Origin of the sequence: Maribacter algarum (ex Zhang et al. 2020), assembly GCF_005885635.1 — a bacterium.
GTDB classification, from domain to species: Bacteria; Bacteroidota; Bacteroidia; order Flavobacteriales; family Flavobacteriaceae; genus Maribacter_C; species Maribacter_C algarum.
The window spans coordinates 751889-778588 of the sequence record NZ_VATY01000002.1; the positions used below are offsets into that span (position 1 = coordinate 751889).

Genomic DNA, 26700 nt, shown 5'->3' on the forward strand with positions numbered 1-26700 from the left:
GAAAACATTCGAAGTGACAGTAAGCCAAAATTGTCACTTCGAGTGTTCTATTTAACAACTCTAAATCGAAATCCGCTTGTACTTCGGATATCTTACTTGAAATGAAAAGCTTTCTGTCTTCGTTTCTTGAGGAGACAGTTTTAAGTCCCAAGTCAACAAACCTTTTTTGTTTTCATAGTTTGCAGCATAGGTTTCGATATCATCGACTTTGATATCCTTGTTTTGAGAAATAGGAATTCGGTCCATCAGCTTCAGGTCAATCGCGACAGCTTTATTGTTCTTGATTTCTAAATTATATTTTCTATCTAAAATACGGTTACTTCCAGTAAACGATTTGCTTTTAAAATTTTTGTTCTGTTTTCTGGTAACCGTAATGTTTTGGTCTATTCCCAAGGAAACGGTCATTTCCTTCTGTGTGGTGTACGGATCTATTGTTGTCTTTCCGGCATAGGTTCCTTTAAAGTAAATACTTGCTTCCCCAGGCAATAAATTGTACTGCTCCCAATCTTTGAATGTACTTGTGAGAAATACGTTTTCGTTTACAATGGGTGCGGCAAAGTATTCGTATTTGGCATCCAATTTAAACGTATTAATTTCTATTGCTGTGATATCTCCATCTGACGCAATGGAGTATGGTTTTTTGATAACAAACTTTGTGGTTGTAATATCATCTTGTACCGTACTCTTTTTAGTAGTCATAATAATGACACCATTGCTTCCTCTTGTACCATAGAGCGATGTGGCTTTTAAATTTTTTAAAACACCAACTGATGCAATCATTTCTGGGTCTATTTCAGACATTTCATTTGAGGAAATGGGAATGCCATCCAGCACAAATAACGGGGTATTGTTCCCCTTTAACGAATTGATACCTCTTAGTTTTATATTGGAACCATTTGTGACCTGAACTCCAGCTGTTTTCCCTGATAAGAAATTTTCAACATTTACTGAACTAACAGCATTGGTAGTTTCCCGTCTCGTTTGACTTCCATAGCCAATAACAACTACTTCGTCTAATTGTGAAATGTCCTCATCTAATCGAACATTCATAACCGAAGAATATATGGGCAGTTCTGCACTATGGGAACCGATATACGATACCACCAATTCTTTTCCATTTTCAACATTAAGTGAAAAGTGCCCATCAAAGTCCGTTTGGGTTCCTCTTGTAGTTCCCTTGATCAATATATTAGCCCCTGGAATAGGCGAGCCAGATTCATCCACGACGGTCCCTGTTACTATTTTTACAGTAGGATTATAAACATATTTTTTCTTTTTGGCAGCACTAATATTTGTATTTCGATATCCATTGGTAAAGTCGAGGTATTTCGTACCTAAATTCGGCTTGGCAACATTAATATTAGGATTCCCTGTAGATAAAATGATATTTACATCATTCCAGTCATTTCCTGTTTTTTGATAGACGTGCGCTTTATAGCTTAAGGATAAAGGTGTATTAATATCCTTAGATTTAATATCGTAATTGGGAATCCATCCGGCATCCTGAACTTGATAGGCTATTTCTAAGTTTAGGATAGTGGCTATAGGTGCATCGAACTTTATCCTGATTTCCCCCTGTTCTTTTTCTGGGACATTGTTTAGTTCGGCCATCTGTTTTTGTATGGTTCGAGTCTCAGTATTCAATTGCTTTACTTTAAGATTCGCTTTAAAGATTTCATTCTTTATAGCTGTGATACGTTCGCGATAATATGTGCTGATTTCTTTTACTTTTTCTAGGCTTAAGGATTGAGTTCTGGCACTAACCGTGCGATTGGCATAGATGACCTGTTCTTCTTCTTGAAGTCCGGATATGTCGTTTTTAAGCATTGCGATTTCAGTCTCAATGGCATCTAGCCTTTCCGATAATGGCCTTGAAGCACTTTCATCTATTAGCAAAGGCATATAATTAATGTCATAAGTCATAGAAAGTATGGACACAGACTGCAACCCCGAAATCTGAATACTACTTTCGTCTATCTTAGTGGATAGTCCAGTTAGGGTAATTTCAGAAGTACCAGCATCTAGATTGCATTCAGCGGTTCGCGTAATGTTTGCACCGCTTAAGTATACGGTCACCTCCTTTATTTTAGAAGGAATTTTTTCATCATTTCCAAAAATCAAGAACGGACATAAAACGAGAAATAAAATCAGATTTTTCATAGTGGTTGTTGTTTAAAGTTTGGGTAAACTTAGGTCTTAGTTATTGCAACCAAAACCACAACTTAGTTAAGTGGTTACCTCAATGAGCGAACAAGTACTATTGACCGGTTTTCCCCGTTAGTACTATCTATCCAATTCAGATTTGATGTTAAAAACCCCCATTTTATTCTTCAGCTTTCTCTTTACGTTCTGGGTTTACTCCCAGCAGACTCCAGGATTCGGTGAAACTAATAGTCATGAGTTTTATGTCAGTCAATTGACGAATTCCAAAGACGAAAATTTTCAAGAAATCATAAAATTGTATGAGGCACATATTCATAGGAATCCTAATGATGTTGCCGCGCAAGTTGAACTTTGCAAGTTTATAGGCAATTCGTACTGGGATGAATATGAGGAGTATAATCTGAAGTATGAGGAAACGGAAGAATGCATTTCTAATCTAGCAGCAAAGCATCCCAAAAACCCGAAAGTATTGATATACCGCGCCGAGAATTTATATGGAGAGGATAAGCTTGAGGTTTTAAATAGTGCAAAAGGCCTAATAGAAACCAATCGAACCGAATGGTTAAGTCTCGAAGTTGCGGAAATAAATAGAATGTTGGGTGATTACCATCAAGAAAAGAAATGGCTCTCACTCATGCATTATAAGAAAGCTCAAAAACTGAATGACAGCCTAGATTTATCTTTGTCCATTGCCAAAATTTATGAAGCGCAGGGAAAGAAAGATTTGGCCAAAGAGGTTTTACTTCCAAATTTGGAAAAGGATACTACCCTTTGGAAAATGAATCAAAAGGCAAACCTATTGCTAAAATTGAACGAACCGCAGAAAGCCTTGGATTTGTTCGATGTTATCGGTAAAAGGGATTCGACTTTTATCGACAACGAAGAAATGGCGAAAGCCATGGCGGATTTGGGTGATTTCGCGACTGCAAGAGAGTTCTTAGTTAGGGACACGATTAAAGAATGGAACAAAATAAATGCCAAACAACTATTGTTCGCACATGATCTAGCGCAGTCGGAAGGTAAAGTTGCCTTGGAATCATATCGCAAACTTCAGGAAGAAAGCAGTTACGATGATTTTTTTGGTGTAAAACGATTTCGGGTTTTTCTCAAGAACCCGCTATTACGATGGAGTCCTTCGGAAGTGTTTCATCTGTTCTTACTCTATGGATTAATCCTAGTTGCTTTTGCTTTGCCCTATTTATGGGTAATGCCTGTCTATGGTCTAGGGTCACTCTTAAGAAAAAGTGGAATTTCTATTCGACCAAAACTGAATTCTCAATGGAACATTAAGCACTTTTGGCTAGTTAGCTTCTTTTATCTTTTGGCTTCAGTGCTGACAGTCATCATTTTTGAATATCAAGATACTCTGAACTATTATTTTGATTTGGGTAACACGTATTTCGAGGAGAGCACAGACAAAAGCCTTCTAGCCAACGAAATGATTCTATTTGTAGCTCTAATGGCAATTAGCACATTATTGGTCCTTGGGGGAAAGAAAATAAAGTTCGTATTCAAATCAAACCTAAGCATACGTCAAATGATTGGCTTGGGCATTCTATTTGTTGTCTTCAATCGCATATTCATAAAAATACTAAGTCTATTTGTTGATTTGGAGGATACAGTCGGATCTAACATCATACTCAATGCTAAAGAAGAAATTTTAGCCGTTATGGCCCAGAACGGATTTCTTGTAACAGTACTATTAGTCGCTGTAATAGTGCCTATATATGAGGAGGTAGTTTTTCGTGGAGTGATTTTAGGTTCTGTTGAGAGATATGTCGGATTTAAAGGGGCAAATGTGATTCAAGCGATTCTCTTCGCTTTAGTTCATGATGATTTAGCTCTTTTTCCGTTTTTCTTTGTGTTTGCCCTTGTTACTGGTTACTGGGTAAAAAAGAGTAAGGGACTACTTACGGGGATTTTCTTCCACGGTATTCACAATTTCACCATTCTCGTGGCTTTGTATTACTTATCTAAGATGACTTCCGTATTTGGGGAATCATTCTAAAAATTTGCCCTTCAATTCAGGCGTAGGAATCATGCACTGGTCTTTTTTACCGAACCAAGTATAGCGGTAGCGCGCGATTAAATCGTATATGATGTTTCGTAAACTACTGGGAATCAAATTCAATACCTTTGAAATCGTGCGATATCCTCTGATATGCCGACCAATCTGCAAGGCGGCGTCCGATTTAATGTAATATGCGACTCCAGGTTCGATGAGCACCACGGAATCTATCTTCGAAGTATCAATATTTCGTTCTGAAATTAGCTGCTGCCCGATTTCGCTTTGTAATGAAGCATATCGAAAAACATCTTTTTTGTCATGTTTGATTACAAACTGCACAAAGCCATTGCAAAGATTACAAACGCCATCGAAAAGAATGATTTTCTTATTTTCTTCCACAAAGCAAAGATACGCTAGGGTAGAAGTAACACCTAAATTTTATAAGGTATTTAAAAAACTGGTCAAATCAGTCTCCTTATCCAGATTTAGCTTCTTCTTTAACCGATACTTAGACTTCAAAATACTATCGGGTAAAACATTCAAGGTGGCCGCAATCTCTTTGGTTGTCAAATTCATTCGTAAAAAGGCTGCTAGGCGAATCTCCTTTTCAGAAATATCTGTGTAGAGTGTTTTTAGCTTTTGGTCAAAGTCATTGTGAACCTCGGCGAAGTAGGTTTTAAAGACTTCCCAGTCTTTGTCGGAGGCATTCTCTTTTTTAAGAAGCATAACAATGCGACGGAATTCCATTTTGAATTTTTCCGGAGAGTTCTTGATATTTTCAAGATTCTCCATCAGCTCTTGAATAAAGGTATTCTTTTGAACCAGATGCAATGTTTGGCTTGCCAATTCCTTCTTTTTGTGTTCGATTTCTTGCTTGTAGATTTCCTCTTGCTTTTCACGTTCGATCCTGTTCTTTTTCATTCGCTGCCTAAAACTGAAGAACAAAAGTCCGGAAACGGTTAAAAAAGTGAACATACCCCCGGCATAAAGCCCTTTAGTGAGTTTATCGACTTTTGCTTTTTCGTTGAGTGTATTGATTTCAAATTGTTGAAGGGCAATTTCCGACTCTTTTTTTTCGGTTTCGTAACTTGTCTGTAACTCATCAATTTGCTTGGCCTTTGCTAACGAAAATAGACTGTCTTTTACTTTTTGTGAGCGCTTTAGGTCACGCACTGAATTTTGAAGCTCTCCGTTCTTTTCGTAAGCCAAAGCACGATATTGAAGTGCGGCTTGAAGTTCATTGCCGACTTTTATGGAATCGGCAAGGTCAACGGCCGTGTTTAATTTGTCGAAACCATTATCGAAATCTCCTTTCAACGCGTAGGTATAACCTAATTCAGCAAGATAATTGGCTTTGTTGATTCCTGAATTTTCAGCATCTTTCATTTGAAGTGCCTGTTTTAGATGTTTAATGGCTTCATCGTACTTGCCTTGTTCTTTGTATATGCTGCCAAGGTTACCCAAACACAAGACCTTAATCGTAGGAAAATCGTATTTCTCGCTAATGGCCAGCCCTTTCTTGTAACTGTCAATGGCAAGATCATATTCCTTTTGGGAATCAAGAACATTTCCAATGTCAACCAAAGTGGTTGCTTGATAAAGATTATCGTCGGTGGCCATATAGACCTCCATGGCCATCTCAAAATATTTTAGGGCTTGGTCATAGCTTTTTTGGATACTGTGCAAGCTGCCTATATTTCCTAAAACATCCGCTTTGTGATAGGTCTTAATCTGAATGGTGTCCATTGTTTTAAGTGCGGCTTGGTACATTTCCATGGCTTTTGGATAGTTACCCATATCATAATAGTTTTTTCCGATTACATTCAGGGCCGAACCATAGCGCATAAAGTCACCCCATTCTTTTTGAATTGTGGCCGAGGAGTCCATCAAGCGTATTGCCTCTGGGTAATTACCAATGTGAGATTCGTAAATTGACAGGTTTTTCAAAACGGTGGCTAAAAAGGTGTCGTCGTCATCTTTTATAGAACGCTCTAGTGTTTTTCGGTAATATTCTGCACCAACATCCATTTGACCTAGGGTAGAGTAGTAGTGTCCCAATAAAAACTCTGCCCGCAGTATACCGTGCTTGTATTCGCCTTCTTTCGAGATCTTCAACATCTCGTCGACATAAACCTTGGCGCTATCTGGTTTTGTGTAGATATAGATTTCGTCAAGCTCGTCAAGTAAGTGAACTTTCTCTTCGATTGTAGTCTCGTTTTCGTAAAGCTTCAATAGGCTATCGACTCTTGTCTGATCTTGAGATTGTATTACAGCAAAGGAGAGCATAAAAAGAGGAAAACAAAAACGTTTTGATTTCATGAGGCAAGGTTGTTTTAGGTTATTCAAGGTACAAATTATAGTAATGCAGTCTTAAGGGGCGAAAAACCCGCAAAAACCCTTCGTCCATACTTTGTCCATGGTATTTAAAATATTTTGTCTATTTAAATTAATTTTAAATAATTGATTATCAAATATTTATATTAAAAATATGAAACTTCAATAAATCATTCGTCCATGTCTGATTCATCCTTGAAATGGCCTATTTGTCCATAGTTTGTCCATACTTTAATTTAGGTATGGGGTGTGCAACTGTCTAGTTTCGAACTGTTGAATCCTAAAAACTTTAATTATGAAAACAGTAACGATTGATTTGAAAAAGTTCCTCCAACTAGTATTGACGACAATACTTTTTACTTTATTATTTCTATCGTGTAGTAAAAACGAAATAAATGAAGGTCCAGCTCCCATTCCCGATGACTTGGCCAATTCTTTTAATACGTCGGTAGCCAACCTTTCTGGTTTTGTTCAACCAGAAGAGATCTCAGAACCTGAGGTAATCGACGAAAACGACCCGCAACGCGACACGGAAGATGCTGCTCTTGAATGTTCGGTAAAGACCTTTAAGGCCGCTCCTGGTTTTGACGAATTGCTTTCACTTGACCCTACTACCGATGTTATATATCCCGGGGCTCTTTTAAAGGGTGAGTCGATTCCTTCCGGCGAATATATTCCGATTACTGGAAGTAGGGCGCCGATAACACTTTCGGCATCTCTCACGAATATAAGCGGAAGTCCTGTAGTCGCTATTGAAGATCCAAAATTATCAACTGTAAGGGAAGGTATAAAGACTATTTTGGATCAAGAAGTTACTGGCGCCACTGCGGCGCGGGTAAGCTTTGAAATTACCCAAGTATATAGTGAACAACAATTAAATGTTGCTATAGGTGCAAATTACCGCTCCGCGGGTGTAAAAGTAAGTGCCGCAATCGATTTTAGTAATAATACGAAGCGAAACAAATTTGTACTCAAATATTTACAGACTTATTATACCATTGATATGGACCTGCCGAATAATCCCAGTGACCTTTTCAATTCATTGCCAGACCTTGCCTTATTAGGATCTACCGCTCCAGTTTTTGTCTCTTCCGTGGCTTATGGCCGAATGGTCATTTATACAATAGAAACAAATAGTTCGGAATCTGAGATAAACGCTGCTTTGAGTGCAACATTTGCATCAGGGGATGGTAGTGTCGAAGCGAACTATAAAGAAACAATCGACGAGTCTACGATAAAAGGATTGATAATTGGTGGTTCAGGAAGTGATGCGGCCCAAACGATAAATGGACCAGCAGAAGTCTATTCTTTTATTGCCGAAGGTGGAGATTACTCTAAAGATTCTCCGGGCGCTCCACTGGCGTACAAACTGCGTTTTATAAAACAGGGAACTCCTGTCGCGCGCATAGTTTTAAGTACCGAGTATCCTATTAGAACATGTGATTTGGCTTATCCGCGATTTAAGATAACCATTAACAATTTGCGCGTAGTCAATACCCCAGGCGGCTTTGAAGGTTCACACTTAGAATTGTTCGGAAACTTAAAGGGGAAGGTAAATACAGGTTCGAGTAGCGAAGTAAGTTGGAGTCGCAGTAAGTCTAATAACTTGAGAACTGAAGGTACGCATACCATCAATCAAAGTGTAGAAATTGAGCTTTATAGACCGAATTATGATTCAGATTACGTAGAATTATCTGGTAGCCTTACCGATGAGGATACTTCCTCTGATGACTTTCTTGGCTCAAGATCGGTTCGGGTCCAGTTAAGGGACATCCCAACAGCGGCTGCCCTTCCACGAGAACTTAGGTTCGATGAGAAGCCCCAACATGATGTACGCGCATCTTTCAGCGTACAAAGAATAAGATAAGCAAGCAGGGGGAATGCTTAATTCAGTCGGCGCCCTAAGTTGTGATTCAACAGCTTGGTGTCGGCTGTTATTTTATTGGATTCTTGGATTTTTAGCATGTTGGATTTTTGGAATTCTGTAATTTACCAGTTGGGGTAGCAGAAGAAATAGGCTGAAGTGCTGAATTGGAATCTTTTTCCATGACTATGTCACTTTATTTTCAATAGGAGGAATAGTTTAAAATCGTATACGATTTAGTTTAAGTATTTGATAATCAAATTAAATTGCATGTTATTTCTTGCTTCCTACTAACTCCAACTGATCTACGCTAACATTGGTCGTAAACATACCGTAATTGACCACAGCCTTGCCTTTTTCTAGGGTGTCAATAGAGCCCACAGCCTTGCCGTCTATCATTCGAACACGGTCTCCAACTTTAAAAACGGGCTTCGGTTGGTTTTTTTCATTTTGAACTGCTTTTTTCTTTTCGACTTTCTTTTTTTGACGAATGACCTTGACTTCTTTTTGAACTTCCTGAGCTACTTGAGCCTTTTTTGTCCGTTCGGCTTTATCCTGTTTGGCTGATTTCTTTTTTCGCTTGCTGTTTTCGGTTTCAACAATACGAATCAGTTCAGATACCATGACGCGCTTTTTCTTATCCTGAAAGTACTTGTTGGCTACTTTATCCACTTTGTTGCCCAAATGTACCATGCGCTGGTCGTGGTCGTATAATTCCTGATAATTTTCAAGTTTAGCTTTAATCTTGGCATTCAGTTTTTCCAATCGTGCAGCTTCTTCTCTTGCTTTGGACTCTTCTTCTTGCATTCTAGAGCCCGTTTTAGCCATTTTGCTGCGTTCTTTTTGCAATTTGGCTATTGTGGCATCAAAACGCACTTTGCCGCGTTCTATCTTCTTCTTTGACTTGTTGATAAGCGAGTAGGGGATGCCGTTCTTTTGTGCTACTTCAAAAGTGAAGGAACTACCAGCTTCACCCAGGACCAATTGAAAGGTCGGTTCCAATGTTTTACCGTCAAAAAGCATGTTGGCATTGGAGATATGAGGCAATTCGTTGGCAAGCAGTTTCAAATTGGCGTAATGGGTTGTTATTACGCCGTATGCCTCCCGCTCGTAAAATACTTCAAGAAAAGTTTCCGCCAAGGCACCGCCAAGTTCTGGGTCACTACCTGTACCGAACTCATCGATTAGGAACAGCGTATTGGCATTGCACTTCTTTAAAAAAGAGTTCATGTTTTTAAGCCGATAGCTGTACGTACTTAAATGATTTTCAATGGATTGATTGTCTCCTATATCCGTTAAAATTCTATCAAATAAACAAATCGAACTTCGTTCATGAACGGGAATAAGCAGTCCGCTTTGCAACATCACTTGCAGTAATCCAATGGTTTTTAGCGTGATACTTTTTCCACCAGCATTCGGGCCTGAAATAACAATAATTCGATTTTCTGGATGTAATTCTATGGTCTGCGGAAAGGTTTTCTCACCTCTTATTTTGTTATCTAAGAAAAGCAGTGGATGATATGCATCCCTTAAAAATAGACGCTTCTCCTCGTTTATCTTTGGAAGTAACGCATTCGTATCGGAGGCATATTTTGCTTTTGCCGCTGTGACATCAATTTGTGCAAGAAACTCTTGATAATCCGAAAGAATAGGGGCAAAGGGGCGTATTAGTGCCGTAAGTTGATTTAGGATTCTTTGAATTTCTTCCTTTTCATCAAATTCCAGGTTATTGAGCTCGCGACTGTACTTCAAAGTGGCTTCAGGTTCTATGTAAACAATACTTCCCGTTTTGGAATTACCCATAACCGAACCTTTTACTTTTCTACGGTACATGGCTTTAACCGCTAAAACACGACGGTTCTCGTAAACGGACTCCCGAATATCATCCAAATAATCCGAGCCGTTATACAAATTCAGGGCAGAAGCAAAGCTTTGGCTAATCTTTCCCTTGACCTGGTTCATCTGTCTACGAATAGAAAATAACTTGTCCGAAGCACGATCTTTAACTTCTCCGAATCGGTCAATAACCGAATCTATTTCTTTAGGAATCTCGGTGTTTAATGCAATTTCCTCGCTAGCTGCGAACAACAAAGGATAATACTCCTTAAATTTTTTAAAGAATTTCTTGTGCGTGGCAATAGTTGTACATATGGTCCCGATTTTCCGAAAACTTCCGACCTCCAAGGTTGTGTTTTCGATTTTTAGAAGACTCAATTCGGAATCAATACGGTCAAATCCATGATTGGGAATGCGATTTTCGCTAACCAACGAGGATAAATATTCCGAGGTTTGGCCTAAAACCAAGCGGATTGCTCCCTCATCTAACATGGGTTTGATTTCAAGAGCACGTTCCTTACCCAATTCTGTATTGCACCTTGCTGCAATTTGTTGCAGAACCGTTGGAAACTCTAGGTCTTGAAGTGTTTTAGTATGTATTGAAATCATAGTTGATAAAACCGAAGGCAAATGTATGGAATACGCTTTAGACTAAAAACATTCTCAAGTCCAAGAACAGGAAAGTCGGAGTGTGCATAACAAATCCGTGGTTTTTTCGACCAAATGCACACCCTTAATACAATATTTTAACCCTAATAGCTGTTTTAGTCAGAACCTACTTACGCGATAGCGTTTCTTACGCCTCGTATGTTATTCAAATTTATATGAAACATTTTTTCCAAGTCTTAGGTTTTTGTAGCGTTTTAGTGGCGCTTACGAGTTGTACTTCAACTAAGGAATTGACAATTAGTACTATAGAGCCTTCCCCTGTTGATTTTTCCAGTCAAATTAGAAAAATTGGTATCGTAAACAGCAGCCAGTCGTCATTTGTAAAGAGCTATTCCACCCGCTTGGAACAACTCATCGTAATGGAAGAAAGATGGCTTGCGGAAAAGGGGACGGAAGCTGCCCTGACTGGGCTTTTCGATGAATTGGCGCAAGATAAACGTTTTGATACCGTACGAATTTTGGAAAACCTTGATGGAGAAGTGACTGATTTTGGAACAAGACCAAGCAATGCTACCTGGGATAAAATAGCTGAAATCTGCCAGACTAATGGTGTTGATGCTATATTCTCCTTAGCCTCTCACGATACTGAAACACAATTCTCTTTAAAGAAAACAAAAATTGATCAACTAGACATGATGCGCGACAGAACACGTGTTTCCGCCCAAGAGATAACCTTAGAAACCCTTATCGAGAACGGATGGCGAGTTTATGACCCAAAACAAAGAATATTAGTTGACGAGTTTACCTCAAACGAACAAATTACCGCGTCGGCAAAAGGTATAAGTCCTGTTGATGCACTTCAGGCTATTGATAAACGCCGCGAAACTCTATTGGAACAAAGTAAAAGTGCTGGAAGCTCATATGCACAACGTATGCAACCCAAAAAGCTAGATGTTCAAAGGCATTACTACGTAATAGGTACAAGAAATTTTGAGTTAGCCGATGATAAAATTCAAGAAGGAGCCTATCATGAAGCGATAAAGCTGTGGGAGGAAGAAATTGCAAACCCTAAAGCAAAAATAAGTGGTCGGGCATGTTATAATCTTGCCGTCATAAATGAATTTAATGGCAACCTAAATGCCGCAATGAATTGGGCAAATAAGTCTTACGATTTGCACAAAGAGGATGCTACGCTAGATTACATAACTGCTTTGGAACGTCGACAAGCACAGAGTGATGTATTAAAAGTCCAACTGGCCAACACTTCATTTGAAGATTAAAAAAGACCCTCTCTTTGTGCAGAAGCCTATAGCATAAGTAGGCCAAAACATCTATTTTTACCCTTGGTAAAAAAGGAGAATTATATATGGATGTCAAAATACATGAAAGCTGGAAGGAGCACCTCAAACAGGAATTTCAACAACCTTACTTTCATTCCCTTATTGATTTTGTGAGAGGAGAGTACACCTCTGGTACTTGCTATCCCAAAGGAAAGGATATTTTTGCCGCCTTTGACCACTGTCATTTTATGGCCACAAAAGTAGTTATTATAGGGCAGGACCCGTATCATGGACCAAACCAAGCTAATGGACTTTGTTTCTCTGTCAAAGATGACATTCCTCATCCACCATCTTTAATCAACATATTTAAAGAAATTCAGAATGAATTGGGCGTTTCATATCCTGAAAGTGGTAACCTTGAACGCTGGGCGAAACAGGGAGTACTTTTACTAAATGCAACGCTTACAGTACGAGCGCATCAAGCCGGAAGCCATCAGAAAAAAGGCTGGGAACAGTTTACCGACGCCGTAATCAAGAAATTATCAGATGAAAGAGAAGACCTCATTTTTTTACTTTGGGGTGGATTTGCCAAAAAGAAATCTAGATTGATTGATTCAGACAAACACCAAGTTCTCACCTCAGGGCACCCTTCACCATTGAGTGCAAATCGTGGCTATTGGTTTGGAAACGGACATTTTAGTCAAGCAAATGAAATTTTGAACCTTTTAGAAAAAGAACCTATAAGTTGGTGAAAAAGTAAGGTTCGAGCTTTCATTTTTTGTTTAACATAAATAGCTGCTACTGTAGTTTAAATGGAATTTTGTTAAACAAAACACGAAAACCTAATCAATAAGAAATTCAATAGAAGGAAAATTACTACTTTAGTTAAAGCCAAACCACCTTTAATTTTATGAATTCCCCTAATTTGAATTCCATTCTTTTAGTCGACGATGACGAAATTAGTAATCTATTCAACAAAATTTTTATTGGAAAATTAAACCTCAACGTAGATGTCGACTTTGTCCTAAATGGGAGAGAAGCTTTAGATTTATTGATTCCATCTGAAGAATACACAACAGTCCTCATGCCATGTTTGTTGTTATTGGATATTAAAATGCCGCTCATGGATGGATGGCAGTTCTTAGAAGCTTACGAAGAACAGGTTAGTGCTGAGATTAAGGATGAAATCACCATTATTATGCTTACAACAAGCAAGAATGAAGGGGACAAAATAAAGGCGATGAAAAACCCAATTATAAAAGAGTTCATTCAAAAACCACTTTCAGAAAAGGCTCTCCGAACATTGGTGGCTAAGTACTTTCCAGCGAGTAAATAGTGAAGTGTAATTAAAATTAGGCCACTATATCTTGAAACGACAATAATTTTTCAATTCTACCTAATTCTTTAAGGGTACTACAGACTTTGTCGATGTCCTTTTTTTCAATTTGTTTCTGACTCCATCGCGTAAGCGAAAGCCATTCTTGTATATCAGGCAACTGCTGGCTGTATCTATTAGATAAGGTTTTATCGATACTTGGAATATTCTTGAATTCAGAAGTATGAATATTTATAATTTCCAAAATATGCTTTAAAGTTGACGGATGTTCGTCCATAAATCTATTCGTCGCGGCAACAACAAAACAGGGCCAAGGGGTAGGGCAGTCCCCTAATCTTCGAAAAGTGCCATTGTCCACAATTGGTTTTGTGGTAAAATGCTCCCAAAGGAAATAGTCTGCAGTACCTTCAGTTAGAGCTTCGACTGCTCCGTCGAGATTATTGATTACCTCAAACTGTAAATCATCAATGTTCCACCCTTCCCTTTGGGCATTTACATAAGCCATAAGATGACTTCCGCTGCCGAAGCGACTGATTGCTGCTTTTGTTGTTGAAAGCTCTTCTATGGTTTCGTATTTGCTCTTGGCGCCAACATGTATGCCCCATTGTAATGGAGTTGCAATGAATTCTTGAATAACCTTGGAAGGATTCCCCTCGGTAATACTTTTTACCAGGCCTTCGGTTAGAATAATTGCTAAGTCTGTTTCATGGTCTTGAAGCATTTGACACATTCTTCCTGTTCCTTCGGGAATATCTGTCCATGTTAGGTCAATGCCTCTTTCTGTAAAAGCACCTTCTTCAATAGCCATGTGCCATGGAAGGTTGAAATGCTCGGGTACACCAATAATATTTACTTTTTTCATAGGAATCAATTGCAAATCAAAACTACAAGTTGCCGACTTCTCATTTTAGTTGCTCATCAACTTTTCTAAAGTATATTGAATGAGGTCGTCAACTGCTTTTTGTGGATTTTTTGAGAACTCACCCGTAACACGATTGGCTAAAATACAGTTCATAGAAACTGCTCGATGAGCTAGCAGTTTTGAGAGCCCATAAATACCTGAAGTTTCCATTTCTAAGTTGGTTATTTTAAGGGAATCGTGTTCAAAAGAAGCGATTTTGTTATTCAAGGATACATCGGCTAGTTCTAAACGAAGTTTCCTGCCTTGCGGCCCATAGAACCCAATGTTTGTGGCTGTTAGTCCAAATCGTATACGATTTGAGGATAATTGAGCTGCTAGGCTCTTATCGCATTTGACTACGTAGGGTACCGATTTATCTGAAGACCAACCTGTGTGTTTTACAAAGGCTTCCGAAATTACCTTATGTTGAATGGTATCGCTCTTATAGGCATGTAAAAGTCCATCAAATCCCATGGCAAATTCACTTATCAAAAAGGAATCTACAGCTACATCCGATTGAATCGCACCTGAGGTTCCTATTCGGATAATATCCAGTTTCGTTTTATTGGATTTTACTATACGTTTCTCAAAATCTACATTGACTAAAGCGTCCAATTCATTGAAAACGATGTCGATATTATCTGTGCCAATTCCAGTAGAAATAACACTGATGCGTTTTTTGTTCAAAGTCCCCGTATGGGTTATAAACTCTCGTTTTCCTTTTTTGAATTCAATGGAATCGAAATGTTTGGATACATCAGAAACGCGGTCAGGGTCACCAACGGTAATTATGGTGGTTGCGATATCTTCAGGAAGTATATTAAGGTGGTAAATGCTGCCATCAGCATTTAGAATAAGCTCAGATGGCCCTAATTGCATTCTATAATTTTAGAATTCTATCCGTATTGGTGTTGTACAAGAAGTTATATTTTAAAGCACCCCCTAGATATACATCATTATCCTGAATACAGGAGTAGTAGCTTGTTTGGGCATCCAAAATTTCCTTGCCTTTTTGAGTAAGTTTGACCGGATTGAAAGAAGAAAACAAAGGTTTTAACCTAGAAATTGCTCTTTCATACTGACTGTCACCAAAACCTAAAGAACCTTGATTTTTAAGAATTGTGCCTAAAAGCTCTTTTTTGTTCTTGAGTTTTTGGTCTGCGCTAAGTTGTAGAATGTTGTTTTCCATGGCATTAAGTCCATTCCTAATAGAAGGAAAACGATGCAAGTGCGCTGTGATAGCATCTGATAGATAATCGAATTGGTAATTTTTGTAATCCGTAAGATTTTCTAAGCGCATCGGATTATCACTGCAATACAACTGCCATACATAATCCGCATATTCAATATCATCTTGTCTAAGGACAACTTTATTTTCGTAGAGTTTGAGCAATTGCTCATCGTTCAGCTCATTCAAGGCGTATAGCTTGTCAGTACTATCTTCTTTACCACTACAAACCAAAGATATTTCGGCATACTTACGATTTGATTTCAGCCAGCTGATAACGGCTAACATATTCACTTGGCAGAACAAATCATATTCAAACCATAGTACGATTTGGTCTTGCTGCTTGTGATTGCAAAGTGAACGATATTCTTTTAAGGTTTTCTCAATAAATGAAGATTTTGAGACCTTGTAATTCTTGTTTAGGAATTCAAAACGGGCTTTCCAAAAAGATTCGCTGCCTACATTGGTAAGTGTTTTGCCTTCACAAAGCATTTCGCGCCATGTGATAACATCACCTTTAAGCTTAAGGGAGTCTAGTCTTTGGGTAAAACTATCTCCATTTGTAATATGCAAAAGGGAACTCATAGAGTCAGTAGTTTAGGTTGTAGTGTTAAAAGTAACATTTATTTGAATCCGTCAAAATAAAATTAACACAAAATCAACTTTAAGTTTACTAAAACGCAGTACTGCAAGATTTAGTGCCATACTTATTGTCTTAATTATCCGCCCACACGTTTTACGCTAAAACCTTTGTTTTTAAGCATATCCATAATCTTATCTCTATAATCACCTTGAATAATGATTGTGCCGTTTTTAAAACCTCCTCCAACACTTAATTTGGTTTTAATTTCTTTTGCTAGCTTCTTAAAGTCTGAATCCGAACCGTTATAACCTTCTAAAATAGTAATCGGCTTTCCTTTTCGCTTTTCATATTTGCAAATGATAGGCTCTTCTTGCAGCCAGATATCACTTTTTTCAATCGCTTTCTCTTCCTTTTCAGGTGTATGGTCAGGAAAAAGATTTTTGAGTTGGTCTTGTAAATCCATCTTGTTATTTCTTGATTAGACCTAATTCAATCAAGCGCTCATGCAAGAACTCCCCAGCGGTAGTATCTTCAAATCCTTTAGGATTAGCTTCATCCACACAGTTTTCTAAGCAATTCAAAGACATTTCGCTTATAGGATGCATAAAAAACGGAATCGAATATCTCGAAGTGCCCCAAAGCTCTTTCGGAGGATTCACCACTTGATGTATCGTGGACTTTAGCTTGTTATTCGTGAGTCGTGAAAGCATATCACCAACATTAATCATGAGTTGGTCTGGTCGGGCAATGGCATCTACCCATTCCCCTTTGTGATTCATCACCTGTAGTCCTTTGCCGTGCGCACCCATTAGTAAGGTGATTAGATTAATGTCGCCATGCGCAGCTGCACGGACTGCGTTTTTAGGCTCTGAAGTAATAGGAGGGTAATGAATTGGTCTTAAGATGGAATTCCCATTCCTAATATATTCATCAAAATAGGTTTCTTCTAAGTCTAAATGTAAAGCTAAGGCCCGAAGCACATATTTAGCTGTCTTTTCAAGCATTTTATAGGTTTCTTTCCCAATGGCATTAAATTTTGGAAGCTCTTTTACAGTTACGTTATCCGGATATTCAGATTCTAGTTTGGGATTGTCCTCAACATACTGACCGAAATGCCAAAACTCTTTTAAATCACCTTCTTTTCTACCTTTGGCATGTTCTTTTCCAAAGGAAGTATACCCGCGCTGTCCGCCAATCCCGGCAATCTCATAGCTGTCTTTGGTCTCTTGCGGCAAACCGAAAAACTGCTTTATCTCAGAATACAAATCTTCAACCAATTCTTCAGAAAGAAAGTGTCCACTCAGCGCCACAAAACCAATTTCTTCAAAGGCTTTACCAATTTCCTTGATAAACTTTTCTTTTCGGACGGAATCACCAGAGGTGAAATCCGTTAAATCAACACTGGGTACGAGACTCATACAGATAAATTAAAAGGTTTCAATCAAAGTTAATAAATATTGATGCGGCTTCTCAAATCTTTTCAATGGTTTTGTGTTCTTTATTGTTAAATTTATCCCGTTTTTGAACCTGATTTCTTTAAAATATAACATGCAGTACCAAAACTCCAAAGTATCCAAAAAAACCCAAATTAGTCTTTATGAGCGAATGCTAAAACCTCGTATGATTGAGGAAAAGATGTTGATTTTGCTACGTCAGGGGAAGATTTCAAAGTGGTTTAGTGGCATTGGTCAAGAGGCGATTTCGGTGGGTGTGACCAGTGTGATGCAACCAGAGGAGTATATCCTTCCCATGCATAGAAATTTGGGGGTTTTTACGACTAGAGATATTCCTTTGTATCGGCTTTTTGCGCAGTGGCAGGGTAAAGCTAGCGGATTTACAAACGGACGGGACCGTAGTTTTCATTTCGGAACACAAGAATTCAATATTGTCGGAATGATTTCACACTTAGGTCCGCAATTAGGGGTCGCGGATGGCATTGCCTTGGCGGATGTTTTAAAGAAGAATAACCACGTAACGGCGGTATTTACTGGCGAAGGTGGAACAAGTGAAGGTGATTTTCATGAAGCTTTGAACGTGGCGGCCGTCTGGAATCTCCCAGTTTTGTTTTGTATTGAAAATAATGGTTACGGATTATCAACGCCTACTTCAGAGCAGTATAAATGTGAACATTTGGCAGATAAAGGAAAGGGCTATGGCATGGAATCCCATATTATAGACGGGAATAATATTCTTGAGGTCTATGCCACAGTTGACAAACTCTGTAAAAAGATGCGTAAAAATCCTGCCCCGATTCTTCTAGAGTTTAAAACGTTCCGGATGCGGGGTCACGAAGAGGCAAGTGGTACAAAATATGTTCCTAAGGAGTTGATGGAGAAGTGGGCACAAAAAGACCCTATCGCCAACTATGAAAAATTCTTGCTAGACGAGCAGATTATAGATACACAGAAAATCGATGCTATCAAAGCAAAGATTACCGCTGAAATCAATGAGAATCTAAAACTGGCTTTTGATGAAAATGAAGTTGAAATAAGTGAAACTAAAGAATTAAAAGATGTTTATAAATCATTTGAATATGAACATGTTAAAGAAGGTAGTGTTGTAGAAAACATTCGTTTGGTTGATGCTGTTTCGAACGGACTAAAACAATCCATGGAGAAGTATGATGATTTGGTTATTATGGGGCAAGATATTGCCGATTATGGAGGTGTTTTTAAAATTACCGACGGCTTTGTAGATGCCTTCGGGAAAGAACGAGTACGGAATACGCCCATTTGTGAATCTGCGATTGTTTCTGCAGCAATGGGACTTTCCATTAATGGTATGAAAGCCGTGATGGAAATGCAATTCGCTGATTTTGCAAGTTCAGGATTTAATCCTATTGTAAATTATCTGGCAAAATCACATTATCGATGGGGCGAAAAAGCAGATGTAGTTATCCGTATGCCGTGCGGCGGCGACGTAGGTGCGGGACCATTTCATTCACAGACCAACGAGGCATGGTTTACGAAGACTCCTGGATTAAAAGTGGTTTACCCTGCATTTCCTAAGGACGCCAAAGGTTTGTTGAATACCGCTATCAATGACCCAAATCCTGTACTGTTTTTTGAACATAAGGGTTTGTATCGAAGTGTCTATCAGAATGTACCTTCTGATTATTATACCATTCCATTAGGAAAAGCGGCCATTTTAAAAGAAGGCGGTGAAATTACTATTGTCTCCTATGGAGCCGGAGTACATTGGGCTTTGAAAACTTTAGAAATGCATCAAGAAGTTGAAGCGGACTTGATTGATTTAAGAACACTTGCGCCCTTAGATATTGAAGCCATATATGCATCCGTTAAGAAAACAGGAAAGCTAATCATTCTACAAGAAGACAGTCTTTTTGGAGGAATTGCGAGTGATATCTCCGCCCTAGTGATGGAAAACTGCTTTGAACATTTAGATGCTCCGGTAAAAAGAGTGGCAAGTATTGAAACACCAATACCATTTGCTAAAAACCTGGAAAATAACTACTTGCCTAAAGATAGATTTGCCGCTGAGTTACTTGATTTGTTGGCGTATTAAATGAATTTATATTTTGACGCTAATATTTATTGAACGATAAAAGCCCTGAGCTAGTTTAATTCTTTCTTACCATTCATCGAATAGAATCTTTTTAATACCATATTATTATATGTTTAACGTTTGAATAAAAACTGTTCGAACTATTCATACGTAAATAGAACAACCCTGAAAATCCATAATATGAAAAAAATCCTATTGCTTGTGGCTTTTGTCACACTCTATTCTTCTTGTTCAATTTCAAAAGCGGTGCGTGAAAAACGTAATATGTTGAGTGGCACTTGGACGCTCAATGACATAAGCTATGAAAACGGAACTGGTAATTTCAAATCGGTCCTATTCAGCGATGCAGATGACATCTGTTTCGAAGGAAGCGATTGGTATTTTCGAGATAACAATAGTACAGGACGCTATACTTTAGCATCATCATCCCTATGCCAAGGTGGTGATCGGTTTATGCGTTGGTCTGTAGTAGATAATTCGGAGAATTACTCTAGTCAATTGCAATTCAAACGTATTGATGAAAAGAATAAAGATATTTCTGGAAAAGGATATCGCCTTAATATCACTAAACTTACCTCAAGTGAGATGGTGCTGAAATCAAACGCAACTGTTGATGGAAAAGTGATAAATGTCGTTTACAAATTCAATAAAAAATCTTAAAAAAATTCCCCATGAAAACCTATTTAAAAAAAAGTATATTCCTTTCACTATCGGCAAGTCTGATTCTTAGCTGTAGTGCCGTAAAAAATGCAAATCACAAACAGAAAGGAGCTGTTGTAGGTGCCACTAGTGGTGCGGTCATAGGCGGAGTTCTTGGCAATAATGTAGGTAAAGGCAACACGGCCTTAGGTGCAATTATTGGTGCTGCCGTCGGAGGCGTTGCCGGAGGTTTTATTGGAGACCGAATGGATAGACAAGCCGAACGCATTGAAGAAGAAATTCCTGGAGCAGAAGTGACACGGGTTGGAGAAGGAATAAATGTAGTCTTTAACGAAGAAGCTGGTGTATATTTCGATACCAGTAAATCGAACATAAAAGGAACATCGGTAGAAACCTTGAACAGATTATCAGGAATATTTAAAGAATACCCCAAATCCTATATTTTGGTTGAAGGGCATACGGATAGCGCCGGTCCTGAGGACTACAATTTGAAGTTATCACAACAAAGAGCGCAATCGGTAACCAATTATCTTATTGCCCAAGGTATTGATAAAAGTCGTTTTACCACAAAGTGGTACGGAGAATTACAACCTAGAGCAGATAATTCAACAACTGAAGGTAAAAGCAAGAATCGTCGTGTGGAACTAGCCATCGTTGCGAGTCAGGAGCTAAAAGATGAAGCAAAAAACAAAACAAGTAGATAAGTACTTTTCGTTTTTTTGAAAAATAGTTTTAAGGAAGAGGTCTAAAAAGGCAATTTTTAAGCAACTGTCAAATCAAAAACTAAGAAATGACATAAAAATTGATTTTTGGACCTCTTTTTTAAGTGATAATGACGAATTTTACCAACACATGGTTCTATTCTTCACTTACTGATTTTAAGCGTTCCATTCCTCTGGCGTTCATTTTTTCCATATCCTTTTTTGCGCCAAAAAGCCACATAAAAAAGGAATCTACCAATCCAGATTTCAGATTGAAGTCTTGCGTTACTTTTATAAGATTGCCCTTTTTTGAAAAGGAATACTCAAAGGTAGGATTTGCCTTGAATGGTTTTTGAATATCGCATTCCATTTTTATGTATTCCAAAGGTTTAATCTCTGTTATCTCTTGAAAGCCCAAGTCTTTACCTTTGTTTCCGTCCCAATGAAATTGCGCACCTACTTGCCCATCATTTCCCTTAATAGTTGTTTTTTGATTGGGGTCTGCTTCATAAAAAGGAGACCATTTTGTAAAGTTTTTCAGAAAAACCACGTTGTCAAATGTGGTTTCAATATCTGATTGAATATTCACGGTTTTTTGAATGTGAATATGCTGTAACTTGTTAGCATTATAAAATCCTATTCCTAAGAATAAAAGCAACGCGCCGACGATTAGTATAAATATCATTTTTTTCATGTTTTAGTGTTTGTATTAATTTTCCATTGGAATAATAGAACGAACTTCAACTGTACCTCCCATTTTTAGTATGGGACTGTTTTTAGCCATTTCTACGGCCTCCTCTAAAGAATGTGCTTTAACAATCATGTTTCCGCTGATTATTTTGTTTTCAGAAATCAACATCCCATCAGATACTTTTAAATCTGTTGAAATCTGTTTTCCTTCAAAGCCTAATTGATAGGTGCTTTCCAGCTTTTCTTTAATCGCAATATTGCCAATAAAACTTCCCCAATCTTGACGCATCTGTGACATTTCTTCCGCTGTCGGTTTGTATTCAGGATTTGGAGTATACCTGAATAACATCATGAAATTTTGTTCTGTGTTCATACCTTCTAATTTTTAAGTGTTAAACAATACACCAAAACTAGAGGAGGGGTTAGAGAAAAAACTTTGCCTATGACAAGAAATGGGATTTAGCCCGTTTTTGTTGCAGATAGTTTCCGGAAAACCAAAAGATGGAGGAATATGATGGTTGGTGGCGCAAAGGCAGGAATAAAACAAAACGGAAATTCTGCTAAGAACTCAACGCCTTGAATACCATTATCAATGCTGATTTTAGTAAAGATAATAGCCAATGCTGAAGTAACTAAAATATCAAAAAGACCAAAGGTATTCCAAACATAAGTAAGCTTTCGAGCGCTATTTTTATTGTTCTCGATAGCCTTAGCGACAAAAATACTGGATAGAGCAGTCAATACATCCCCTATACCGGCGAATAAAGCAAAGACGGGTGGGAGTAAATCGTAAAGGAAGAGAATTATAAAAGTGCTGCCAATGAGTCGAAATATATGAATCTTGACTAAATCCTTTAAGCTCAAAACAGTATTTGCTGCTTTACATATCTTGGTGCCATATATTATGGTAACGAATATGGCCAAAGGAAGTGTTGTAGTCAGTACAATTTTAGGAGGTAACATCACATCATCAAAGAATCCGTTATGACTAGCAATAGCCACAACAGTTAAATAAGGAATGTAAAAACCTAGAACCCACCAAAATCCGTTTTTAACCTTTCCTTTTTTTGCCAATCCGGCTACCATTAGTACAGGAATCGTAAATGCTATTAAGAACAGAATTGAGAAAATAATCGGGACTTGAGTTGAAAACATGCGTTACTGTTATAAAGTGATTTCTTTTCTAATGCGACTTAGCGAAGTATCAGTTATTCCCAAAAAAGTGGCAATATGTTTTAAAGGAACATTTTGAACTATTGAAGGTTTTTCAGCAATCAGATTCAAATACCTATCCTTTGCTTGGTCTGCAATTACCGATATAGAATGATTTTTTAATTCAAAGTAGTTGTTTACCAATCTGGTTCTACCTACTTCTCTAAAAGCTTCAATACTAAATAATTTCATAAAGTCGTTAAAACTTATTTTCCAGCATTTTCCTTTGGTTACCGCTTGAATGGACTCTTTACAAGGTTTCTTTAAGAAATAGGAATGCCAGTCTATAACGATGTCATTTTGAGAAAAGAATTTGGTGGTGATATCATTTCTTTCGGTGTCAATAGTATAAGAGCGCAAAAAACCTGTTTCTAAAAAGTAATAGTAATTCGCAACTTTTCCTTTTTCAATCAAGTATTCATTTTTACCAAACTCCACTTCATCAAATTGTCTTAATATCAATTCTAACTCCTCTGGATTAAAATTTTCAGGCTTGAAAATGCCTTGTAAAAAATGTGATTGATTCATTAATTGAATGAAGTTCTGTTTTAAAAGGTAGCAATTCGTACCATAAGCAATTTAACAAAAAGTATTCATAACCTCATTTCAATAAATTAAACTTTTAAAATTGATAAGTTTCCAAAACTATCTCGACTGTAACCCTAGCAATAGATTTTAATTTTAAACGTATCTTTCCTTGGTGTATGACTATGATGTAATTATTGTTGGTGGTGGCCTTGCGGGCTTGACAGCGGCAATCCATTTATCCCAAGAAAAACATTCGGTTTTAGTGTTGGAAAAGAAGACCTATCCGCATCATAAGGTTTGTGGGGAGTATGTTTCTAATGAAATCATTCCGTATCTGAATGCTTTAGGAGTGCCGATGGACTCTTCGAAGGCCGTTCAGATAGATAACTTAACCTTAAGTACTGTTAGCGGGAAGTGGACGCAGACACAATTGCCCTTAGGTGGTATCGGTATTAGTCGTTACAGTTTTGACCATTTATTACATCAAAGGGCAGTTGCCAATGATGTCAAATTTGTATTTGAATCGGTAACGGAAATTGAATTTAAAGCTGATTTTTTTGAAGTTAGCACAGAAAATGATCAAACCTTTACTTCTAAGGTAACGATTGGAGCTTATGGTAAACGAAGTCCCATAGATAAACGTTTGAATCGAGATTTTATTAAACAAAAATCTGGCTGGTTAGGGGTGAAGTCGCATTATGAATTCGATGAATTTCCTGAGAATCAAGTGGCTTTGCATAATTTTAAAGGAGGGTACGGTGGTTTATCAAAAACCGAAACAGGGGCTGTTAACTTTTGTTATCTAGCTTCCTACTCGAGTTTCCAAAAACTAAAAAATGTTTCCGATTTCAATGAAAAGGTGGTTTCTAGAAATCCGTTCTTGAATGATTTCTTGGGAAAAGCAACTCCTATCTTCAATGAACCTTTGACGATTGCTCAAATATCCTTTCAGCAGAAGAAATCCATAGAAAACCATATTTTGATGTGTGGAGATACTGCGGGACTCATTCATCCACTTTGCGGTAATGGTATGGCGATGGCAATTCATTCCGCAAAGATTGCTTCAGAACAAGTGAATCACTTTCTAAAGGATACATCCAATAGAAAACAATTGGAAACAGCCTATGAAAAAGAATGGCAAAAAACCTTTAAAAAACGCTTGTGGATGGGTAGGCATTTACAATCTTTATTACTAAATGAAGAAATGTCAAATTTGGCATTGCGAGCTGTGACAACATCGCCCGCCTTACTTCGAAAATTAGTACGACAAACTCATGGAAAACCGATAGTATGTTAATAGATTTATCTGAAAGAAGTAATCAACCTGAGCTGATGGATGACTTTCGTGAGGGACTTAAAAGCCTACGTATCGTTTTCGATGATATCAATCGTGTGAACCGTATTTTAGGCGGTAGTAATATTACGGTTAATGCAGTTGCAGAATTGATGAAAGTCCATCCGCAAGAAAGCTATACGATTGTTGATATGGGCTGCGGTGATGGTAACATGCTCCGCGAAGTCGCGAAGTACTGTAAGAAGCGGAATATTAAAGTTCGGTTAATCGGTATTGATTTAAACACTGAAGCCTTGCAATTGGCAGAGGAGGCATCTGGAGATTACCCTGAAATTGAATACCAACACCGCGATATTTTAAAATTGAAAGTTGCTGATTTGAACTGCGATATTGTAATCAATACACTTACGATGCATCACTTTGTAAACAAAGACCTTTTGACTTTTCTTGAAAAGTTTAATCAATTAGCCAGTATCGGAGTTGTAATCAATGATTTACACAGAAGTCGCTGGGCATACTATCTATTTAAAGCCTTTAGCCTTATTTTTATAAAAACAAAAACGGCAAAAATTGATGGATTGATTTCCATTAGTAAAGGTTTTGTGAAATCTGATTTAATTCAATACGCGAAGAGCTTGCCCCATATCAAACACGATATCAAATGGAAATGGGCCTTTCGTTATGTATGGATTATGCAACCCAATCGACTTACTAAATAATCGAGAATTAAAAAACGAGGCTTGCCTCCAAATTAAATTTATTTCCTAATGAATTCTTCGGGGCCTTGCTTGCCTTGAGGTAGTTTAGATACATATGAACGAGACACGAATAGTTACGGTTGCCAAAGAACTGCCTGAATATTGCCGAAGTACCGAAGATATCATCCCTTTTGTTGAGTTATGGTTGGCTGATGAAGACGAACGTTTTCGAAGAAAAGTGGTAAAAATATTTGAAGGTGCCGCTGTTGATAAGCGCTACGGTATTATGAATATTGAAGAGGTTTTTACCGCCACTTCCTTTGAAGAAAAGAATGCGATTTATGTTCGGGAAGTTAAAAAGTTAGGTAAATCCGTTTTACAAAAAGCCCTGATGCAAAGTGGTTGGGAAGCAAATTCCCTTGATTATATAATTACCGTAAGTTGTACAGGTATTATGATTCCTTCGTTGGATGCGTATCTTATTAATGACTTAGGTTTGAAACAAGATGTGGTGCGTCTACCAGTCACAGAAATGGGCTGTGCAGCCGGGGTTTCAGGACTGATTTACGCACAGAACTTTCTAAAATCAAATCCAGATAAACGTATAGCTTTGGTTGCTGTTGAGAGTCCGACTGCGACATTTCAGCTTCATGACCATTCCATGGCAAATATGGTGAGTGCTGCTATTTTTGGCGACGGAGCTGCTTGCGTTTTATTGTCTTCAGAAGCAGATGCCAAAGGTCCTAAAATCGTAGGAGAGGAGATGTATCATTTTAAAGACGCCACTCAAATGATGGGTTTTGACATGACCAACCACGGATTAAAGATGATTCTTGACCCAGCAGTGCCAGAAACAATTGCGAATCATTTTCCAGATATTGTACACCCATTCTTAGAACGGAATGGAAGTTCTATTGAAAAGGTAGACCATTTGATTTTTCATCCTGGTGGACGAAAAATTGTACAGACAGTTGAAGAACTATTTGGTAAATTAGGAAAGAATATAGACGACACACGCGAAGTCTTACGAGAATATGGCAACATGAGCAGTGCTACAGTACTTTATGTCTTGGAGCGTTTTCTTGAAAAAGATATTCAAAAAGGCGAGCAAGGTTTGATTTTGAGCTTTGGCCCCGGCTTCTCTGCACAACGGGTTTTGTTGGAGTGGTAGATTGACTTAATTGTCATCCGGAGCGGAGTCGAATGGCTCCAAAGCAAAAAGTTCAATATTAAGTTCAAGTTCAAAATTG

Annotated in this window: 24 protein-coding genes; 11 read left to right on the plus strand and 13 right to left on the minus strand. The window is 38.0% G+C overall.

Annotated elements, in window-relative coordinates:
- Positions 1-60: 60 nt before the first annotated feature.
- The gene (locus FEE95_RS12175) at positions 61-2160 is read right to left on the minus strand and encodes a DUF4139 domain-containing protein (protein ID WP_138658219.1); all 2100 of its coding nucleotides are present in this window, start codon (positions 2158-2160) and stop codon (positions 61-63) included.
- Positions 2161-2305: 145 nt separating this feature from the next.
- Here FEE95_RS12175 and FEE95_RS12180 point away from each other — a divergent pair, with 145 nt between their 5' ends.
- Positions 2306-4171, plus strand: a complete 1866-nt coding sequence (locus FEE95_RS12180) for a type II CAAX endopeptidase family protein (RefSeq protein ID WP_138658220.1) — start codon at positions 2306-2308, stop codon at positions 4169-4171.
- On the opposite strand, the gene FEE95_RS12185 is transcribed toward FEE95_RS12180, so the two are convergent.
- Together FEE95_RS12185 and FEE95_RS12190 are read right to left on the minus strand one after the other, a co-directional pair.
- Positions 4163-4570, minus strand: coding sequence for a thiol-disulfide oxidoreductase DCC family protein (locus FEE95_RS12185; RefSeq protein ID WP_138658221.1), 408 nt, complete (start codon positions 4568-4570; stop codon positions 4163-4165). The two genes, FEE95_RS12180 and FEE95_RS12185, sit on opposite strands and share 9 nt — an antisense overlap.
- A gap of 39 nt (positions 4571-4609) precedes the next feature.
- Positions 4610-6490 carry a tetratricopeptide repeat protein gene (locus FEE95_RS12190; RefSeq protein WP_138658222.1) on the minus strand — a complete coding sequence of 627 codons (1881 nt, stop codon included), beginning with the start codon at positions 6488-6490 and terminating at the stop codon, positions 4610-4612.
- Positions 6491-6800: 310 nt separating this feature from the next.
- Between FEE95_RS12190 and FEE95_RS12195 the strand changes: the two genes are divergently transcribed.
- Entirely contained in the window at positions 6801-8372 is a 1572-nt protein-coding gene (locus FEE95_RS12195; RefSeq protein WP_138658223.1) for a thiol-activated cytolysin family protein, read from the plus strand.
- 270 nt (positions 8373-8642) lie between these two features.
- Here the strand turns inward: FEE95_RS12195 and FEE95_RS12200 are convergent, their stop codons facing one another.
- Positions 8643-10814: an endonuclease MutS2 gene (locus tag FEE95_RS12200; RefSeq protein ID WP_138658224.1), complete on the minus strand. Its 2172-nt coding sequence runs from the start codon at positions 10812-10814 to the stop codon at positions 8643-8645.
- Positions 10815-11029: 215 nt separating this feature from the next.
- Here FEE95_RS12200 and FEE95_RS12205 point away from each other — a divergent pair, with 215 nt between their 5' ends.
- The 3 genes from FEE95_RS12205 to FEE95_RS12215 all read left to right on the plus strand — a co-directional run bounded on the left by FEE95_RS12205 (position 11030) and on the right by FEE95_RS12215 (position 13430).
- Complete coding sequence (locus FEE95_RS12205; protein ID WP_138658225.1) at positions 11030-12094, plus strand: DUF6340 family protein; 1065 nt, start codon at positions 11030-11032, stop codon at positions 12092-12094.
- A gap of 86 nt (positions 12095-12180) precedes the next feature.
- The gene (ung, locus tag FEE95_RS12210; protein WP_138658226.1) at positions 12181-12846 is read left to right on the plus strand and encodes a uracil-DNA glycosylase; all 666 of its coding nucleotides are present in this window, start codon (positions 12181-12183) and stop codon (positions 12844-12846) included.
- Positions 12847-13004: 158 nt separating this feature from the next.
- Entirely contained in the window at positions 13005-13430 is a 426-nt protein-coding gene (locus FEE95_RS12215; protein ID WP_138658227.1) for a response regulator, read from the plus strand.
- A 16-nt stretch (positions 13431-13446) separates the two neighbouring features.
- Here FEE95_RS12215 and FEE95_RS12220 read toward each other — a convergent pair whose 3' ends face one another.
- From FEE95_RS12220 to FEE95_RS12240, 5 genes are all read right to left on the minus strand, one after another.
- Positions 13447-14292, minus strand: coding sequence for a substrate-binding domain-containing protein (locus FEE95_RS12220; protein ID WP_138658228.1), 846 nt, complete (start codon positions 14290-14292; stop codon positions 13447-13449).
- A gap of 45 nt (positions 14293-14337) precedes the next feature.
- On the minus strand, positions 14338-15210 hold the full coding sequence (locus FEE95_RS12225) for a nucleoside phosphorylase (RefSeq protein ID WP_138658229.1): 873 nt from the start codon (positions 15208-15210) through the stop codon (positions 14338-14340).
- Position 15211: 1 nt separating this feature from the next.
- Positions 15212-16144 (minus strand): DUF1835 domain-containing protein, encoded by a 933-nt coding sequence (locus FEE95_RS12230; RefSeq protein ID WP_138658230.1) that lies wholly within the window; start codon positions 16142-16144, stop codon positions 15212-15214.
- 134 nt (positions 16145-16278) lie between these two features.
- A complete protein-coding gene (locus FEE95_RS12235; RefSeq protein ID WP_138658231.1) occupies positions 16279-16605 on the minus strand; it encodes a translation initiation factor in 327 nt (108 codons plus the stop codon).
- A gap of 4 nt (positions 16606-16609) precedes the next feature.
- Entirely contained in the window at positions 16610-17560 is a 951-nt protein-coding gene (locus tag FEE95_RS12240) for an isopenicillin N synthase family dioxygenase (RefSeq protein ID WP_138658232.1), read from the minus strand.
- 130 nt (positions 17561-17690) lie between these two features.
- On the opposite strand from FEE95_RS12240, the gene FEE95_RS12245 reads away from it, so the two are divergent.
- From FEE95_RS12245 to FEE95_RS12255, 3 genes are all read left to right on the plus strand, one after another.
- Positions 17691-19667 carry an alpha-ketoacid dehydrogenase subunit alpha/beta gene (locus FEE95_RS12245; protein WP_138658233.1) on the plus strand — a complete coding sequence of 659 codons (1977 nt, stop codon included), beginning with the start codon at positions 17691-17693 and terminating at the stop codon, positions 19665-19667.
- 180 nt (positions 19668-19847) lie between these two features.
- Complete coding sequence (locus FEE95_RS12250) at positions 19848-20327, plus strand: lipocalin family protein (protein ID WP_138658234.1); 480 nt, start codon at positions 19848-19850, stop codon at positions 20325-20327.
- An 11-nt stretch (positions 20328-20338) separates the two neighbouring features.
- Positions 20339-21031 (plus strand): YiaD family glycine zipper/OmpA-like lipoprotein, encoded by a 693-nt coding sequence (locus FEE95_RS12255; RefSeq protein ID WP_138658235.1) that lies wholly within the window; start codon positions 20339-20341, stop codon positions 21029-21031.
- A gap of 154 nt (positions 21032-21185) precedes the next feature.
- On the opposite strand, the gene FEE95_RS12260 is transcribed toward FEE95_RS12255, so the two are convergent.
- The 4 genes from FEE95_RS12260 to FEE95_RS12275 all read right to left on the minus strand — a co-directional run bounded on the left by FEE95_RS12260 (position 21186) and on the right by FEE95_RS12275 (position 23458).
- Positions 21186-21713: an SRPBCC family protein gene (locus FEE95_RS12260; RefSeq protein WP_138658236.1), complete on the minus strand. Its 528-nt coding sequence runs from the start codon at positions 21711-21713 to the stop codon at positions 21186-21188.
- A gap of 24 nt (positions 21714-21737) precedes the next feature.
- Positions 21738-22091 carry a YciI family protein gene (locus FEE95_RS12265; protein ID WP_212748432.1) on the minus strand — a complete coding sequence of 118 codons (354 nt, stop codon included), beginning with the start codon at positions 22089-22091 and terminating at the stop codon, positions 21738-21740.
- Positions 22092-22177: 86 nt separating this feature from the next.
- Positions 22178-22873 carry a hypothetical protein gene (locus FEE95_RS12270; RefSeq protein WP_138658237.1) on the minus strand — a complete coding sequence of 232 codons (696 nt, stop codon included), beginning with the start codon at positions 22871-22873 and terminating at the stop codon, positions 22178-22180.
- Positions 22874-22882: 9 nt separating this feature from the next.
- A complete protein-coding gene (locus tag FEE95_RS12275; protein ID WP_138658238.1) occupies positions 22883-23458 on the minus strand; it encodes a Crp/Fnr family transcriptional regulator in 576 nt (191 codons plus the stop codon).
- Between the two features lie 172 nt (positions 23459-23630).
- On the opposite strand from FEE95_RS12275, the gene FEE95_RS12280 reads away from it, so the two are divergent.
- The 3 genes from FEE95_RS12280 to FEE95_RS12290 all read left to right on the plus strand — a co-directional run bounded on the left by FEE95_RS12280 (position 23631) and on the right by FEE95_RS12290 (position 26621).
- On the plus strand, positions 23631-24755 hold the full coding sequence (locus tag FEE95_RS12280; RefSeq protein ID WP_138658602.1) for an NAD(P)/FAD-dependent oxidoreductase: 1125 nt from the start codon (positions 23631-23633) through the stop codon (positions 24753-24755).
- Complete coding sequence (locus tag FEE95_RS12285) at positions 24749-25471, plus strand: methyltransferase domain-containing protein (protein WP_138658239.1); 723 nt, start codon at positions 24749-24751, stop codon at positions 25469-25471. Before FEE95_RS12280 ends, FEE95_RS12285 begins: the two co-directional genes overlap by 7 nt.
- A 94-nt stretch (positions 25472-25565) precedes the next feature.
- A complete protein-coding gene (locus tag FEE95_RS12290) occupies positions 25566-26621 on the plus strand; it encodes a type III polyketide synthase (RefSeq protein ID WP_138658240.1) in 1056 nt (351 codons plus the stop codon).
- Positions 26622-26700: the final 79 nt, after the last annotated feature.

Coding starts and splice junctions, on each gene's coding strand:
- FEE95_RS12175 (WP_138658219.1), bottom strand. CDS start 2,160: ATGAAAAATCTGATTTTATTTCTCGTTTTATGTCCGTTCTTGATTTTT.
- FEE95_RS12180 (WP_138658220.1), top strand. CDS start 2,306: ATGTTAAAAACCCCCATTTTATTCTTCAGCTTTCTCTTTACGTTCTGG.
- FEE95_RS12190 (WP_138658222.1), bottom strand. CDS start 6,490: ATGAAATCAAAACGTTTTTGTTTTCCTCTTTTTATGCTCTCCTTTGCT.
- FEE95_RS12195 (WP_138658223.1), top strand. CDS start 6,801: ATGAAAACAGTAACGATTGATTTGAAAAAGTTCCTCCAACTAGTATTG.
- FEE95_RS12200 (WP_138658224.1), bottom strand. CDS start 10,814: ATGATTTCAATACATACTAAAACACTTCAAGACCTAGAGTTTCCAACG.
- FEE95_RS12205 (WP_138658225.1), top strand. CDS start 11,030: ATGAAACATTTTTTCCAAGTCTTAGGTTTTTGTAGCGTTTTAGTGGCG.
- ung (WP_138658226.1), top strand. CDS start 12,181: ATGGATGTCAAAATACATGAAAGCTGGAAGGAGCACCTCAAACAGGAA.
- FEE95_RS12215 (WP_138658227.1), top strand. CDS start 13,005: ATGAATTCCCCTAATTTGAATTCCATTCTTTTAGTCGACGATGACGAA.
- FEE95_RS12220 (WP_138658228.1), bottom strand. CDS start 14,292: ATGAAAAAAGTAAATATTATTGGTGTACCCGAGCATTTCAACCTTCCA.
- FEE95_RS12225 (WP_138658229.1), bottom strand. CDS start 15,210: ATGCAATTAGGGCCATCTGAGCTTATTCTAAATGCTGATGGCAGCATT.
- FEE95_RS12230 (WP_138658230.1), bottom strand. CDS start 16,144: ATGAGTTCCCTTTTGCATATTACAAATGGAGATAGTTTTACCCAAAGA.
- FEE95_RS12235 (WP_138658231.1), bottom strand. CDS start 16,605: ATGGATTTACAAGACCAACTCAAAAATCTTTTTCCTGACCATACACCT.
- FEE95_RS12240 (WP_138658232.1), bottom strand. CDS start 17,560: ATGAGTCTCGTACCCAGTGTTGATTTAACGGATTTCACCTCTGGTGAT.
- FEE95_RS12245 (WP_138658233.1), top strand. CDS start 17,691: ATGCAGTACCAAAACTCCAAAGTATCCAAAAAAACCCAAATTAGTCTT.
- FEE95_RS12250 (WP_138658234.1), top strand. CDS start 19,848: ATGAAAAAAATCCTATTGCTTGTGGCTTTTGTCACACTCTATTCTTCT.
- FEE95_RS12255 (WP_138658235.1), top strand. CDS start 20,339: ATGAAAACCTATTTAAAAAAAAGTATATTCCTTTCACTATCGGCAAGT.
- FEE95_RS12260 (WP_138658236.1), bottom strand. CDS start 21,713: ATGATATTTATACTAATCGTCGGCGCGTTGCTTTTATTCTTAGGAATA.
- FEE95_RS12265 (WP_212748432.1), bottom strand. CDS start 22,091: ATGAACACAGAACAAAATTTCATGATGTTATTCAGGTATACTCCAAAT.
- FEE95_RS12270 (WP_138658237.1), bottom strand. CDS start 22,873: ATGTTTTCAACTCAAGTCCCGATTATTTTCTCAATTCTGTTCTTAATA.
- FEE95_RS12275 (WP_138658238.1), bottom strand. CDS start 23,458: ATGAATCAATCACATTTTTTACAAGGCATTTTCAAGCCTGAAAATTTT.
- FEE95_RS12285 (WP_138658239.1), top strand. CDS start 24,749: ATGTTAATAGATTTATCTGAAAGAAGTAATCAACCTGAGCTGATGGAT.
- FEE95_RS12290 (WP_138658240.1), top strand. CDS start 25,566: ATGAACGAGACACGAATAGTTACGGTTGCCAAAGAACTGCCTGAATAT.